This is a genomic window from Streptomyces sp. NPDC006476, from assembly GCF_040612015.1.
Classification (GTDB): domain Bacteria; phylum Actinomycetota; class Actinomycetes; order Streptomycetales; family Streptomycetaceae; genus Streptomyces; species Streptomyces griseorubiginosus_B.
Map to the genome: position 1 here is coordinate 1 of NZ_JBEXPK010000075.1, position 15,017 is coordinate 15,017.

The following is a 15,017-nucleotide window of genomic DNA, read 5'->3' on the forward strand; positions in this document are numbered from 1 at the left end:
ACGCTACGAGAAACGGGCCTACACCTACCTCGGCACAGTCACCCTCGCAGCACTCATCGTCTGGCTCCGCACATGATCCGAGAAACAGCGCCTAGCAGCGCCGGGCTCGTCACGCCGCGTCCCACCAACCCACGGCGTACAGCCCGAACCCGCAGGGGTACGGTCCGAACCCGCAGGAGTGCCGCCGTGCGCCGTGCGCTCCCCGTGCACGGCGGCCCCCGCGAGCCCCGGCGCGCGTCAGCCGAACATGCCGGGCTCGTAGTCGCCGGCCGGCTGCTGGACGATGACGTTCAGCCGGTTGTAGGCGTTGATGAGGGCGATGACCGACACCAGGGCGGCCAGCTGGTCCTCGTCGTAGTGCTTGGCGGCGTTCGCCCAGGCCTCGTCCGTGACTCCGCCCGCCGCGTCCGCGATCCGGGTGCCCTGCTCGACGAGTTCCAGGGCGGCGCGCTCGGCCTCGGTGAAGACCTTCGCCTCCCGCCAGACCGCCACCAGGTGGAGGCGCTGCGCGGTCTCACCCGCCGCGGCCGCGTCCTTGGAGTGCATGTCGGTGCAGAACGCGCAGCCGTTGATCTGGCTGGCGCGCAGCTTGACCAGCTCCTGGGTCGAGGCCGGCAGCGTCGACTCCGACAGCGCCTTGCCTGCCGCGTTGAGACTCCTGAGGACCTTGCCGGCGACCGGGTCGTTGAACAGGCTCTGCAGGTTCAAGCGAGCTTCCACGATGAACTCCCTCTGCCGTTTCGGTGGTTACACCTCCTTGACGGGGTGGGGCGGTTCGGTGTGACAGCGGGAAGTGTGACGTGCGTCTCTCGCTCGGGAGGCGGTGCTATGTCACATACCACCGCCCCCTGGCGCCACCCGTCAGCCGCGCGGCCCCGCCGTGCTGGCCCGTTCCACCAGCCGTGTCGACAGTTCCGTACGGGTGCTCTCCGGGCGGTCGCCCTCCATCATGCGGACCAGCAGGTGCAGGGCCGTCGCCGCCATCTCCGCCAGCGGTTGGCGGACGGTGGTGAGGGCGGGGCTGGCCCATCGGGACTCGGGGAGATCGTCGAAGCCGACCACGCTGATGTCGTCCGGCACCCGCAGTCCGCGCTCGGCGAGCGCGCCGTACACGCCCAGCGCCATCCGGTCCGAGCAGACGAACACCGCCGTCGGCGGCTCGCGCAGGTCGAGCAGGTCGAGCATGCGGCGGTGCGCGACCGCCTCGTCGAAACCGGCGTGCCGGACGTACTCGGGACGGTGGCGCACCCCGGCCGACGCGAGCGCGGAGCGGTAGCCGGCCACCCGGGCGCTGCCGCACATCTTGCGCTGCTGACCGGCGATCACGCCGATCCGCTCATGGCCGAGGGAGAGCAGGTGCTCGGTCGCCGTCACGCCACCCTGCCAGTTCGCCGCGCCCACCGACACCACACCCGCGGGCGGTTCGAGCACCGGGTCGATCAGCACGTACGGGATGCGGTGCTGGTCCAGCCAGGCGTACTGGGACGGCGTCAGTTCGGTCAGGTTGAACAGGACCCCGGACGAGCCGCGCGCGACGAGCTTGTCCAGCCAGCCCCGCTCCGGGCGCCCGCTCCGAGTCCGGGTGAGCCCCGCCGAGACCACGACCTCCAGCCCGGCGTCGTGCGCCGCGGCCTCCACGCCGTGCAGCACCGCGCCCGACGAGGGACTGTCCAGCGAGTGCACGACGAGGTCGATCAGGCCCGGTACCTTCGCCGCGTCGAAACGGGGTCTGCGGACATAGCCGAGCCGGTCCAGCGCCTCGGTCACCCGGCGGCGTGTCTCCGGTGCCACGTCCTCCCGGCCGTTGACCACCTTGGAAGCCGTCGGCACGGACACCCCCGCCTCGCGCGCCACCACGGCCAGTGTCGGACCGGCGGCCACGCTCGCACTCCCGGTACGGACCATCGGGGACCACCTCTCCGGCCCGCCCGAGGGCCATGGAAAGTTTCGACCAATGCGAAAAGCAGTAAGCGCTTCCTACCCTAGGTTCGCCGGGTGAGCACGGGAAGAGGCAGGACTTCGCAAGGTCTCTTCGGCCCCGGACTTTCGAAACTTCGAACGTAACGACGGCTTCTGAGCGTTACCGGAGCAGCCGCCGAACAGCGCTCTGCGCCGGAATATCACCGCATTCTGTGGTGCTCTGTTGTTGCCGGTGCAGTAGCGCGGTGAGGAGGCTGGTGGGCCCATGACGGCAGCAGTCCAGGAACATCCCGTGGTCGGCACTCCCTACGGAGCGGTCCGCGGCCGGTACGAGCACGGGATCGCGGTGTTCCGCGGCATCCCCTACGCCTCGCCGCCCTTCGGCCCGCACCGGTTCCGCCCACCCGTCCCGCCCGAGCCGTGGGACGGGGTGCGGGACGCCGGCGCCTTCGGGCCCACCCCGCCGAAACCGCCGTACTCCGAGGCCTTCGAGAAGTACCTGTCCGACCCCGTCGTGCCGGGCGACGACTGCCTCAACCTCAACGTGTGGACCCCCGAGCCCGGCCCGGGTGCCCGGCTCCCGGTGCTGGTCTGGCTGCATGGCGGCGCTCTGACCAGGGGTTCCTCCGCCGTGCCGGTCTACGACGGCCGTACCTTCGCACGCGACGGAGTCGTCCTCGTCTCGGTGAACTACCGACTGGGAGTCGAGGGCTACGGCCTGTTCCCGGACACCCCCGCCAACCCCGGCCTGCGCGACCAGCTCGCCGCCCTCAGGTGGGTGCACGAGTCGATCGCGGCTTTCGGCGGTGACCCCGACCGCATCACCCTGGCAGGCCAGTCCGCGGGGGCGATCAGCATCGGCGCCCTTCTCGCCGCCCCGCAGGCACAGGGGCTGGTACGCCGGGCGGTCCTGCAGAGCGGGCCGCCCGAGGCGTTCGAGCGGGACAAGGTGCGGCGGATGGTGCGCCGCATGGCCACCCGGCTGAAGATCCCCGCCACCGCGGCCGCCTTCGCCGAGGTCGACCGTGACCTGCTGCTGCGCACCCAGGCCGAGGTCGGCAAACTGAGCAGCCCGGTGCTCGGCGGCCCCTCCTTCGGCATCGTCGTCGACGGCGACCTCGTACCGTGCGACCCCCTGGAGGCGCTCGTCGACGGCGGCGCGGCACGGGGCGTCGACCTGATGCTGGGCTGGACCAGCGAGGAGTACCGCCTCTGGCTCGTCCCCGGAGGGCTGCTGGAACGCGTCGACCGGCTCGGCGCCGTCGCGCTCGCCGGCGCCATGGCCCGCTGCCACTGCGGCACCGAGGTGCCCCGCGGCTACCGCGCCCTCCACCCGGAGGCCGGCACCGCCGAGATAGTCGGCCAGATCGTCACCGACCACCTGCTGCGCATCCCGATGCACCACCTGGCCGACGCCCGCTCCGAGGCGTCGTACGTCTACGAGTTCGCCTGGCCCTCCAACCTCCCCGGCCTCGGTTCCTGCCACGCGCTGGAGCTCGGTTTCGTCTTCGACAGCGGCGACGTGCCCGAATCGCGCAAGCTGGCGGGCGAGGACGCGCCGCAGGAGCTGGCCGACGCGATGCACGGCGCGTGGGTGCGCTTCGCGACGGACGGCGACCCGGGCTGGCAGCGCTGGGACGCCACCCATCCGGTACGGATCTTCGACGCGGGCGAGCCGCGCACCACCCTCGGCCCGCGCGACGCCGAGCTCGCCCTGTGGGCGGCCGCCGAGCCCGTGCCCCCGGAGCCCGTGACCGCGGGCGCGTCCGACGGCGTGCCTCTGCGCACCGTGGAACTGCGCTCGGCGGTCCGCCGCCTGCGCCGCTCGGCCGCCGCACGGCGACACTGACGCGTCGGCCTGGTGCGGGGGCGCCGCGAGACCGTTTTGAGCGCACCGCCGGCGCTACGCCGGTAGGGCGCGCCACGGCGCTGCGGCGCCGAATCCGACAGATGTCGCCGGCGCCCGGCACCCTCGCAGGCGCCCCTGGATCACGCCCCGGCGCCGCAACGAGGCACGCGGGGTGCCACCGAGTCCCGTACGACGACGTGCGTGGCCGGCTGGAGACCGGCTAGAGATGCCCGTCGGCGCCGCTCAACGCCCCGGCGATCCCGGCGATGGCCTCCGGCCCCACCCGGCAGCATCCGCCGATCAGCCGCGCCCCGGACGCCTGCCACCCCGCGACCTCCTGCGGTGTGAAGGTCGACCGCCCCTTCCACGACCGGGACTCGGCATCCCACGCCTCCCCGCTGTTGGGATAGACGACGACGGGCTTGCCGGTGACCCGGGCGGCGATCTCGACCGCGCCGTCGACGTCGCCGGGCGCGCAGCAGTTCACCCCCACCGCGACGATCTCCTCCGCCTCGGCCGCCAGGGCGAACGCCTCCTCCAACGACTGCCCGGCGCGGGTTCGGTCGCCGTCCACGGTGTACGACAGCCAGGCCGGCACCCCCAGCCCCCGTACCGCTCGTACCAGTGCCCGTGCCTCGTCCGCGTCCGGAAGCGTTTCCAGTGCGAGCACATCGGGGCGGGCCCCGGCGAGCACCTCCAGCCGGGGCCGGTGGAAGGCCTCCAGCTCGGCCACGCTCAGCCCGTACCGCCCCCGATACTCGGAACCGTCCGCCAGCATCGCCCCGTACGGTCCCGCGGAAGCGGCGACCCACAGCGGCCGCGTCACTCCCTTCGCCTGTGCCTGCCGGGCCGCCTCGCGGGCCAACTCCACACTCAGTGCGATGAGTTCGGCCGCTCGCTGCTGGTCGATGCCGCGCTTGGCGAAGCCCTCGAAGGTGGCCTGGTAGCTGGAGGTGATGGCCACGTCCGCGCCGGCCTCGAAGTAGGCGAGATGCGCCTCGGTGATGGCCTCGGGCCGCTCCGCGAGCAGCCGGGCCGACCACAGCTCGTCGCTCAGGTCGTGCCCGGCGGACTCGAGCTGGTTGGACATGCCGCCGTCGAGCACGACGGGGCCGGCGGCGAGGGCCGCGGCGAGGGTGGTGTCGCTGGTCATGCCCTTGACGGTAGTCGAGGCGGAGCCGGAACCCACACCCGATTGTGTCCACTCAATGAACAGAATGCCCATCATGTGGGATGCCGGGTTACGATCACAGTCCTCCCCGTCCCCGCTCCACCCCTGGAACGGCCATGCCTGCCACCAGCCCGGCCGAGGCCGGCGAGCTGTCCCAACCGCCCCAGCCGTCCGAGCCGTCCTCGTCCGCCGCGCCCGAGTCGTCCCTGCCGTCCGAGGCGACTCCCGCCTCCGCCCCGCGCCGACGGAGTTGCCTGCCTCCGACCTGCTCGCCCAAGCGTCCGCGCAGGGTGTCTGCCGAACTCCGGTATCGGGAGCGCCGGTTGACGCGCGCTCTCCTCGCGGAATGGGCAGCGGAGGCCCGTGCTCTTGTTCCCCGCCCGGGATGGGCAGAGGCTCCGAGGGACGGTGAGCTTCACGCCGCAAGGAGCCGCGGCGAACGGCTCGGGCGACTCCGGTGACTCCGGCGGCCCGCGGCCTGCGCACGCCTGATTCTGCGCCGCATGCCGCCCGTCCGCCGGCCCCCACGCCCCTGCACCGCGGGCAGCACGAGCCCCATGAGCAGCCCGACCGCCAGCGTGTACGGCCACCAACCCAGCCCGCTGCTCGCGGTGTTGGCGGGGCGAGGACGGGAGACCACCGACGCATCGGACGGACCGCCGGAGCGGACCGCGGGCGAATGCCCGGGGGAGCTCACGGCGGACAGGACGACGTCGTTGCCGTCGCCGCCCGGGGTCCGCACGACCTGCCGTTGCCGTGACCGGGGGAGTGTGAAGTCGCTGTCCCTGGTGAGGACCAGCGTCCCGTCGCCGCGCACGGTGAGCGTGCCCTCGCCGCGGAACACGCCGTCGTACGTCGTCGTCCCGGACGGGACGGTGACCACCGTGTCGCCGGTGAGGGTGACCTCCCGGTCGGCGAGGACGTCGGCGGTGACATCGCGGGTTCCGGCGGCCGAGGCGGGGCCCGCCGTGGAGAGCAGGGCGGCGATCGCCACCAGCGCTCCGGCGGCTGCTGCTGTCTTGTGAGTATGGCTGTGCACACGAGTGGAGACGCGCGGGGCGGAGTGGCGATATCAGAAAATCGGCGCTCTGGCGGACCGTGTCGAAAGCGCTTCCTGTCCGTCGCGTCAGACCCGTTGACCTCCTCGTTGCACACCCTTACCTTTTCGGCGTTCGTCATGACAGATGTTGTTTGACATCTCGAACACCTCGAACACCCCCGAGAGGCAAGCCGCGTATGAGCCGCGATGACGACCTGCTCGCAGGCCCCCATCCCCCCACCCGCCGACTGATGCTGAAGGGAGCCGCCCTGGCCGCGGGCGCCCTCGCGGCGACCCCCACCCCGGCCACCGCCGCGCCGAACGGGAAGGCCGCCCCGTTCGTGAACCCGCTCGTCCGGCAGCGCGCCGACCCGTACATCCACCGCCACGCCGACGGCTTCTACTACTTCACCGCGACGGTCCCGGAGTACGACCGGATCGTCCTGCGCCGTTCCCGCACCCTCGACGGGCTCGCGACGGCCGCCGAGTCGGTCATCTGGACCAGGCACGCCACCGGTGTGATGGGCGCGCACATCTGGGCGCCGGAGATCCACCGCATCGGCGGCAAGTGGTACGTCTACTTCGCCTCCGCGCCCGCCGAAAGCGTCTGGGACATCCGCATCTGGGTCCTGGAGAACGCCGATCCCGATCCGTTCCAGGGAACCTGGGTCGAGAAGGGCCAGGTGAGAACGGCCTGGGAAACCTTCTCCCTCGACGCCACCACCTTCAGCCACCGCGGAACGCGCTATCTCCTCTGGGCCCAGCACGAGCCCGGCATGGACAACAACACCGCCCTGTGGCTGTCCCGGATGGCGAACCCCTGGACCCTGACAGGGCCCCAAGTCAGGCTGTCCACACCGGAGTTCGACTGGGAGTGCGTCGGCTACAAGGTCAACGAGGGCCCGGCCGTCCTCGCCCGCAACGGCCGGCTCTTCGTGTCCTACTCGGCGTCCGCCACCGACCACCACTACTGCATGGGCCTGCTGACGGCCGACGCACACGCCGACCTCATGGACCCCGCGAACTGGTCCAAGTCCCCGGTCCCGGTCTTCACCAGCAACGACACGACGAAGCAGTACGGCCCCGGCCACAACTGCTTCACGGTCGCCGAGGACGGCCGCAGCGACGTGCTCGTCTACCACGCGCGCCAGTACAAGGAGATCACCGGCGATCCCCTGAACGACCCCAACCGCCACACCCGGATCCAGCAGCTCGACTGGAACCCGGACGGCACCCCCCACTTCGGCATCCCCGTGGCCGACACGGCCGCCGACTCCGTGAAGGAGAGTGCGTGAGATGAGACGTGCGTACGCGGTCCTGCTCGCCCTGTGCCTGGGCCTGTTCGGCGCCCTCGCCACCGCCGGTCCCGCCCAGGCGGCCGCCCAGACGATCACCAACGGCACCCAGTTCACCGACACTTCGGGCGCCGTCGTCCACGCCCACGGCGGCGGCGTCATCAAGGTCGGCTCCTACTTCTACTGGTTCGGTGAGGACCGCAACGCCGACAACACCTTCCGGTACGTGGACGCCTACCGCTCGACCGACCTGAAGAACTGGGAGTTCAGAAACCACGTCCTGACCCAGTCCTCCGCCAGCGAACTGGGCACCGCCTACATCGAGCGCCCGAAAGTCATCTACAACGCCTCCACCGGCACGTTCGTGATGTGGATGCACAAGGAGAACGGCGTCGACTACAGCGAGGCGCGTGCCGCCGTCGCCGTCTCCGACACCGTCGACGGGAACTACACCTACCAGGGCAGTTTCCAGCCGCTAGGCCAGTACATGTCCCGTGACATCACGACGTTCGTCGACACCGACGGAACCGCCTACATGGTCTCGGCGGCCAACGAGAACTACGACCTGCACATCTACCGGCTCACCGCCGACTACACGGCCATCGCCGGCCTGGTCGCCAACCCCTGGCCCGGGGGTCACCGCGAGGCCCCGGCCCTGTTCAAACGGGGCGGCGTCTACTTCATGCTGACCTCGGGCGCGACCGGCTGGAGCGCCAACCAGCAGCAGTACGCCACCGCCACCAGCCTCTCCGGCCCCTGGACCTCCTGGACCAACGTCGGCGACTCCACGGCCTACAACTCCCAGACCGCCTACGTCCTGACGGTCACCGGCACCGCGGGCACCTCGTACCTCTACATGGGCGACCGGTGGGGCAACTCCTTCGGCGGCACGGTCAACGACTCCCGCTACGTCTGGCTGCCGCTGACCTTCCCCACCTCCACCTCGATGTCCCTGTCCTGGTACCCCGAGGTCACCGTCGACACCGCCGCCGGCACGATCAGCGGGACGAGCGCCACGTACAACACACTTGTCGCCCGGCACAGCGGCAAGTGCGCGGACGTGGCGAACCAGTCCCTGTGGCAGGGCGTCGCGATCAGCCAGTACACCTGCAACGGCGGTACCAACCAGAAGTGGTGGTTCAAGGACCTCGGGACCGGTTACTACGAGCTGATGGGCCGCGGCAGCTCCCTGTGCCTGCAGGAGAACGCCTCCAGTGTCACCCAGGAGAACTGCACCGGCGCCACCGCCCAGCAGTGGTCGGTCGTCACCTCGGGCTCCTACGTCAACATCAAGGCCCGCGCCAGTGGAGAGTGCCTGGACGTGTCCGGCGCGTCCACCGCCAACTCCGCCGCGATCATCACGTACACCTGCAACGGAGGCACCAACCAGCAGTGGACGCGCGGCACCTGACGTCAGATCAGCAGGTCGATCGCGTCGATCGACGTGCCCGCGCTCAGATAGGAGGTCGACCCCGAGCCGCTCGCCACGTAGATCTTCAGCGTGTTGTAGGCGCTGGTGTCCGTCAGCCAGGCGGACGCCGGCACGCTGTAGGTGAACGTGTGGTTGTTGCCACGGTAGGAGCCCACGGTCAGCGACCGGGTGCTCGGCTGGGCGGGCGGCGAGGGGACGGCGGAGGTCCAGGTGTCGTTGACGACGACCTGCGGCCGGCCGTTGGCGTAGGCCGTCGTCACCCCGATCCGCAGGGTGTGAGCCGCGGCGGCCTGGGCGGCGGTCAGCTTGAAGTACACGATGATGCCGCTGTTGACGTCCTTCCAGAGATAGCAGGGGAAGGCGGACATCTCACTGCCGCTGCCGATCACCACGTTGCCGGTCCAGGGGGCGGCGCGGACGTCGGACGGATGCGCGTACGTCATCAGGTCGGCGTTCTTGAACCCGCTCGGCGAGCCGTTCCAGTCGCCGATGCGCCAGATCGCGCTCGCGTTGCTCGGGTCGTTGGAGGACGGGACGGCGATGGTGTTGAGCGTGGTCGTACCGCCCGCCGAGACCGCCACCGAACCGGTGTGGACGGCCAGTTCGCCCTTGAAGACGGTCAGCGTGTACGTCCCCGGCAGCACACCCGGAAGGGAGAAGTATCCGTCGGAGGAGCGCGCCGAACCCCAGTACTGCGCGGCCGAGTTGGCGAGGCCGACCGTGTACGGGTACGCCGTGTCGCGTCCGGTGATCCCGACGCCGGCGACCCTTCCGCGTCCGCTCGCAGGGACGTACCCGGAGATGCCGAGCGAATCCGCCCAGGCGGTGCTGATGTTGGCGTGGTACAGCGACGACGAGGGCGCGCCGCCGTCCGTGAAGGCGATGACGTAGGGGCCCTGGAGGCCGAAACGCTGGGACTCCGTCTGGTTCTCGCCGTAGTAGAGGATCTCGTAGAGGCCGCCGCCGTCGGCGCTCTGGTGGCGCAGCAGGGAGCGGTAGAAGGGGCCGCCGGACGCCTTCTCGTGGTTGGAGCGGACCACGTACAGGCCGACGCTTCCCGTCGTCCAGCCGATGTAGTCGTAGTCGATGACCCGCAGCTTGGAGTAGTGCTTGGAGCGGGTCTGGCCGTCGGACTTGGCGAAGACGTCCGAGGCTTCGACGGTGCTCGTCGTGTACGTGTAGCTGTCGGGTTCGTCGTTGAGGAACATCCCGGCTTTGACGCGCACGATGTAACGGGTGGCGGAAACCGAGTCGTCGGCCTTGTTGGTCCACAGATAGACGTTGTTCTCGCCGCTGCGGGCCGCGTAGTAGTGCTTGAGCGTGCCGTAGGTGACCGAGATCAGGATTGTCGAGCCGGACTGACCGATCGTCACCGTCGAGGTGCCGAGGCCGGATTCGACGTGGGAGTTCTTGCCGCCGTACCCCTGGTACTCCGTGCCCTTGTAGACCAGCGAGGTCAGGTCGCCGTTGGTCTTGCTGACCTTGAAGGCGAGGCTCGCGCCGGTGTCGACGACGTAGTGGGAGCCGTCGTCGCTCCAGCCGAAGCCGGCGGCGGACGCGGAGCCGGCGAGCGGACCGGCGAGGGCGGCGGTGCCCGCGGCGGCCGCGGTGCCGAGGACGAAGGTGCGGCGGCCGACCGGTCTGTTCGCGGTTTCGGTCATGGGGGTGCCTCCTTCATGAGCGGTGGGGGTGCGAGTGCTTGGCAGGGTGACAGTTGAATCGATTTCGCGAAAGGGCTTTCGCTCGACGGAGGTTGGGAGTCTTGTGAAATCGGGTTGAGGACTAGAAAGCGCTTGCCGGTGGCGGTACGGTCCAGCGGCCAGGCTCTGTCGTTCCGGTCGTTCCCCGGAGGGATTCGCGAATGAGACGTTTCAAGCTGACCGTGCTCGCGGCGCTGACCCTCGGCGCCGGACTGACCGCCACGCCGGCCCAGGCGCACGAGGCGACAAAGCCCCTCGGTCTGGATCACTGCACCGCCACGGCCTGCCACTTCGACGTGCCGCCCGGCACCTACGACGTGACCGTCCTGCTCGGCGGCGAGGCCGCGTCCAGCACCGGAGTCAGCGGCGAGACACGCCGCTCCCTGCTCCCCGAGACGCCCGCCGCGGCCGGCGAGCGCGTGGCCCGCAGCTTCACCGTGAATGTCCGTACGCCAGAGGGCGAGCCGACCGGCCCGGACGGAACTCCCGGCCTGGACCTGGCCCTTGGGGGCTCGGCCCCCGCCCTGGCGGGCATCCGCGTCACCCCGGCGGCCCGGCACACCCGCCAGATCCTCCTCGTCGGCGACTCCACGGTCTGCGACCAGCCCGCCGACCCGTACTCCGGCTGGGGCCAGCAGCTCCCGCAGTTCCTCCGCAAGGGCGTGTCGGTGGCCAACTACGCGGATTCCGGCGAGAGTACGGTCACGTACCTGGGGAACCCGCAGCTGTGGGGGACGGTGCGGCCCCTGATCCGCCCCGGTGACCTGGTACTGATCCAGCTGGCGCACAACGACAAGACGACCGACGAGGCGACCTACCGGGCCAACCTGGAGACCCTCGTGGCCGGGGTGCGGGAAAAGGGCGGAAAGCCGGTCCTGGTGACGCCGATCGTGCGGCGGTGGTTCAATGCGGACGGCACCTTGAACAACAACACAGCGCTGCTGGTAAATGGTCTCGGTGTGGACCACCCCGCGGTCATCCGGTCGGTGGCGGCCGGCAAGCACGTACCGTTGATCGATCTGACCGCGAGGACGAAGGCGCTGGTGGAGTCCCTGGGTGTCGAGGGCTCCAAAGCGATCTACCTCTACAACGAGAAGAAGGACAACACCCACACCTCCGTGCACGGTGCGACGGTGTACGCGGGTCTTGTCCGTGACGGACTTCTCGCCCAGCACCTGGTGCCGAAGGGCCTGGTGCGGGTGGGATGAACGCCTGGGGCGTCTCGACCGGAACCGGGGCGCCCCAGGTCTCCCCTCCGGATGATCCGGACGGCGTGATCCGCGTTGCTTCCCAAGCCGTGCTTCCGTTGTTTCCCCGGGCAGGGTCGCTTCCCGGAGCAAGGTCGCTTCCCCGAGCCGGGTCGTTTCCGCAATTCCCTGAAAGGGAGCCGATGCACCTGCCCTCCGCCGACGTGACCCTGAGCCCGCGCACCGGTTACACCCGAGCACACTGGGAGGCGGCCGCCGACGCCCTGCTCGCCGCCGTCGAGCCGTACGCGGCCGAGGGCGGCGCGCTCTACCACCTCCCCGGCGACCGCCAGAGCTGGTCGGGCCGACTCTCCGACGGCCTCGAGGGGTATGCCCGTACGCTCCTCCTCGCGGCCTTCCGCCGCGACGAGAGCGCCCTCCAGCGGTACGCGGAAGGCCTCGCGGCCGGCACCGCGGGCGTCTGGCCCCGCATCGAGGACCGCGGCCAGCCTCTGGTCGAGGCCGCTTCCATCGCCCTCGCCCTACGCCTGACCCGCCCGTTGCTGTGGGACCGGCTGGACGACGGGGTGCGACAGCGGGCGGCGGTCTGGCTCGGCGACGCGCTGACCGCCGAGGCGTGGCCGTGCAACTGGGAACTGTTTCCCGTGACGGTGGGCGGATTCCTCGACGAGATCGGTTACGAGACGGCAGCCTCCCGCAAGGCGATCGACCGCGGCCTGGAACGCATCGAGGCGTGGTACCTCGGAGACGGCTGGTACACCGACGGCGACGGCCGCAAGTTCGACTACTACAACGGCTGGGCGATGCACCTCTACCCGGTGCTGCACGCGTGGCTCGCCGACGACGAGCGTCTGCTCGACCTCTACGGCGGCAGGCTCTCGCGCCATCTGGAGGACTACGCCCGTCTCTTCGGTGGCGACGGCGCGCCGATGCACCAGGGGCGTTCCCTGACCTACCGTTTCGCCACCACGGCACCTCTGTGGCTCGGCGCGCTGACGGACCGTACGCCCCTCGCCCCGGGGGAGACGCGCAGGCTCGCCTCGGGCGCCCTGAAGTACTTCCTGGAGCGGGGAGCCGTGGACGACCGAGGACTCCTCACCCTCGGCTGGCACGGACCCGACCCGGCCGTCCTGCAAGGCTATTCGGGCCCCGCCTCGCCCTACTGGGCCGGCAAGGGCTTCCTCGGCCTCCTCCTGCCGCCCGACCACCCGGTGTGGACGGCGACGGAGGAACCGGGACCCGCCGAGCGCGCGGACGCGACGACACCGATCGCCCCGCCCAACTGGCTTGTGCAGTCGACCGCTTCGGACGGCCTGGTGCACCTTCACAACCACGGCAGCGAGGACGTCCGCTACGACCCGTACTACACGCGCCTCGCCTACTCGACGGCGACGGCGCCCTCCTCGTCGTACGACAACAGCGTGATCGTCGGCGACGACCCGGGCCGCACGGAGATCGAGCCGCTGGGCGTGGGCGACGGATGGGCGGCGTCGCGGCATCTCGCCGGTGCGGGTGCCCGGGTCACCAGTGTGGTGCTGGTGCGCGGGGCCGTGGAGGTGCGGACGTTCAGAGTCACCGGCGCGGGACCGGGAACGCCGGTCCGGGTGACGGGGTGGACGGCGGAACGGGAAGGCCTGCGGGCCGAACTCCTCCCGGCCGTCGGCCTGTCGGACGCGCTCACCGGGATCACCGACGACGAGGACACACTCTTCGTGGCGCTGGCACGGCTCACGGGGCAGGCGGATCCTGTGCCGTTGGGGGAGACGGTGTCCGTGGAGGCCTACGGGGCAAGGGAGTTGGCCGTGCGGTGGAACGACGGGCCCGACCTGCGGGTCCTGTTCGACGACGCGGGGAGCGGGGTCGTCGTCCAGGAGCCTCGGCCGGCGGGATGAGGCCTTGGACGAGGCAGTGACAGGGGCTAACCGGGCAGCGGCGCACTGCGGTCGTCGAGCCGGGTGAGCGTCCGGACGAGCCGTTCGGCGAACTCGGCGGGGTGTTGGGTGGCGCCGACGTGACCGCCGGGGTACGCGACGAAGCGGCTGCCGGTGCGGTCGGCGAGGAACTCGGCCGTCCGAAAGAGGAGTTGGCCCCGCGAGTCGGAACCGGCGGCAAGGGTGAGACGGCTGCGGGAGTCGGTGAGGGCGGCCAGGTCGGGCGGGTAGGAGCTGAACTGGCGCAGGACGTGAGCGAGGAAGAGGGCCATGGGGTTTCTCAACTCCTCGTCCCTGGACAAGGGTTGGCCGTCGACTGGATCCGGCGACGGTTCCTGTCCCGTCAGCGCGGCGTTCAGCCGTGTCGCCGCCGCCTGCAGGCCTGCGGCGCGGTAAGTGTCGTACACCGTCCGGAACGTGTCCTGGTGCCGGGGGCCGTCGGGCAGTACCCCGACGCACGGCGGCTCGTGGGCTACGACGTGCCGCAGCCGTTCCGGACGGCGGGCGAGCAGGTCGAGGGCCACGATGCCGCCGGAGCTGGTGCCGAGGACGTACGCCGACTCGCCTTCGGGCAGGACCGCTTCGAGGACCCGGTGCGCTCCGTCGCTCCACTCCTCGACCCGCTGGTCCTCCACCGGCTCCCCGAGCCGTCCATGGGCGAGGCCGAGGGGGTCGTTCGTCACGACGGCGAAGTGTTCGGCGAGCGCGTCGGTCAGCGGATCGAGGCCCATGGGGTGCCCGGCGCCACCGGGGATGATCAGCAGCACGGGTCCGCTGCCCCGTACGTCGTGGTGCGGCTCAGTCATCGTCGTGCCGTCCTTCCCTCGGCCAGTGCCGAAGTGCGATGTGGAGGGCGTCCACGGCCTTGTCCCAGGACCGCTGTACGTCGCGTGGGGCGCCGAAGCCGCCAGTGGCCTCCAGGGCGCAGTAGCCGTGGAAGGTGCTGCGCAGCAGGCGTACGGCGTCGGTGAGGTCGGGTTCGTCGAGACCGTAGGCGCGGAGCATGCCGTAGGTGATCTCGGCGGTGCGGCGCAGCGCGGGGGAGTCGGCGACGAGGGACTGGTCGATACGGATCTGTGTGGCCGCGTAGCGGCCGGGCCGCTCCAGCGCGAACTCCCGGTAGGCGCCCGCGAAGGCGGCCAGCGCGTCCTTGCCGGCCCGCCCGGCGACCGCGGCCGCGATGCGGTCGATCAGCTCGCCGCCCGCCAGAAACGCCATCCGCGTCCGCAGATCCTGGAGATTCCTGACGTGCGAGTACAGGCTCGCGTCCTTGACCCCGAAGTGCCGGGCCAGGGCGGAGAGAGTCACGTTCTCGAAACCGACTTCGTCGGCGAGATCGACGGCGGCCGCGGTGATCCGCTCGGCGGTGAGACCGGCTCGCGCCATGCGTACGACCTCCTGACTTCCGTATCCGTATTTCCTAGGACCTCTAGGGGTGAGCCTAGTAGCACTAAGTCCTCTGAGACGAACGA

General features: G+C 70.7%; 12 protein-coding genes and 1 pseudogene. 5 read left to right on the forward strand and 8 right to left on the reverse strand.

The window, feature by feature from the left end:
* Nucleotides 1-237: 237 nt before the first annotated feature.
* On the reverse strand, nt 238-720 hold the full coding sequence (locus ABZZ74_RS43930; protein WP_356949739.1) for a carboxymuconolactone decarboxylase family protein: 483 nt from the start codon (nt 718-720) through the stop codon (nt 238-240).
* Nucleotides 721-861: 141 nt separating this feature from the next.
* The gene (locus tag ABZZ74_RS43935) at nt 862-1,905 is read right to left on the reverse strand and encodes a substrate-binding domain-containing protein (protein ID WP_356949740.1); all 1,044 of its coding nucleotides are present in this window, start codon (nt 1,903-1,905) and stop codon (nt 862-864) included.
* Between the two features lie 280 nt (nt 1,906-2,185).
* On the opposite strand from ABZZ74_RS43935, the gene ABZZ74_RS43940 reads away from it, so the two are divergent.
* Entirely contained in the window at nt 2,186-3,769 is a 1,584-nt protein-coding gene (locus ABZZ74_RS43940; RefSeq protein WP_356949741.1) for a carboxylesterase family protein, read from the forward strand.
* A gap of 220 nt (nt 3,770-3,989) precedes the next feature.
* Here ABZZ74_RS43940 and mmuM read toward each other — a convergent pair whose 3' ends face one another.
* The 3 genes and pseudogenes from mmuM to ABZZ74_RS43955 form a co-directional block, all read right to left on the reverse strand.
* The gene (gene mmuM, locus ABZZ74_RS43945) at nt 3,990-4,922 is read right to left on the reverse strand and encodes a homocysteine S-methyltransferase (RefSeq protein ID WP_356949742.1); all 933 of its coding nucleotides are present in this window, start codon (nt 4,920-4,922) and stop codon (nt 3,990-3,992) included.
* 94 nt (nt 4,923-5,016) lie between these two features.
* Nucleotides 5,017-5,217 (reverse strand): hypothetical protein, encoded by a 201-nt coding sequence (locus ABZZ74_RS43950; protein ID WP_356949743.1) that lies wholly within the window; start codon nt 5,215-5,217, stop codon nt 5,017-5,019.
* 444 nt (nt 5,218-5,661) lie between these two features.
* Nucleotides 5,662-5,979: pseudogene (locus tag ABZZ74_RS43955) on the reverse strand (autotransporter); the annotation flags it as partial.
* Between the two features lie 197 nt (nt 5,980-6,176).
* Here ABZZ74_RS43955 and ABZZ74_RS43960 point away from each other — a divergent pair.
* Together ABZZ74_RS43960 and ABZZ74_RS43965 are read left to right on the forward strand one after the other, a co-directional pair.
* On the forward strand, nt 6,177-7,274 hold the full coding sequence (locus ABZZ74_RS43960) for a glycoside hydrolase family 43 protein (protein ID WP_356949744.1): 1,098 nt from the start codon (nt 6,177-6,179) through the stop codon (nt 7,272-7,274).
* 1 nt (nt 7,275) lies between these two features.
* Nucleotides 7,276-8,685, forward strand: a complete 1,410-nt coding sequence (locus tag ABZZ74_RS43965) for an RICIN domain-containing protein (RefSeq protein WP_356949745.1) — start codon at nt 7,276-7,278, stop codon at nt 8,683-8,685.
* 2 nt (nt 8,686-8,687) lie between these two features.
* On the opposite strand, the gene ABZZ74_RS43970 is transcribed toward ABZZ74_RS43965, so the two are convergent.
* Nucleotides 8,688-10,367, reverse strand: a complete 1,680-nt coding sequence (locus tag ABZZ74_RS43970; protein WP_356949746.1) for a rhamnogalacturonan lyase B N-terminal domain-containing protein — start codon at nt 10,365-10,367, stop codon at nt 8,688-8,690.
* Between the two features lie 200 nt (nt 10,368-10,567).
* On the opposite strand from ABZZ74_RS43970, the gene ABZZ74_RS43975 reads away from it, so the two are divergent.
* Together ABZZ74_RS43975 and ABZZ74_RS43980 are read left to right on the forward strand one after the other, a co-directional pair.
* Nucleotides 10,568-11,614, forward strand: a complete 1,047-nt coding sequence (locus tag ABZZ74_RS43975; RefSeq protein ID WP_356949747.1) for a rhamnogalacturonan acetylesterase — start codon at nt 10,568-10,570, stop codon at nt 11,612-11,614.
* A gap of 182 nt (nt 11,615-11,796) precedes the next feature.
* Nucleotides 11,797-13,506: a DUF2264 domain-containing protein gene (locus ABZZ74_RS43980; RefSeq protein WP_356949748.1), complete on the forward strand. Its 1,710-nt coding sequence runs from the start codon at nt 11,797-11,799 to the stop codon at nt 13,504-13,506.
* A 26-nt stretch (nt 13,507-13,532) separates the two neighbouring features.
* On the opposite strand, the gene ABZZ74_RS43985 is transcribed toward ABZZ74_RS43980, so the two are convergent.
* Nucleotides 13,533-14,351, reverse strand: coding sequence for an alpha/beta hydrolase (locus ABZZ74_RS43985; RefSeq protein WP_356949749.1), 819 nt, complete (start codon nt 14,349-14,351; stop codon nt 13,533-13,535).
* A complete protein-coding gene (locus tag ABZZ74_RS43990; protein ID WP_356949750.1) occupies nt 14,344-14,931 on the reverse strand; it encodes a WHG domain-containing protein in 588 nt (195 codons plus the stop codon). Before ABZZ74_RS43990 ends, ABZZ74_RS43985 begins: the two co-directional genes overlap by 8 nt.
* Between the last annotated feature and the right edge of the window lie 86 nt (nt 14,932-15,017).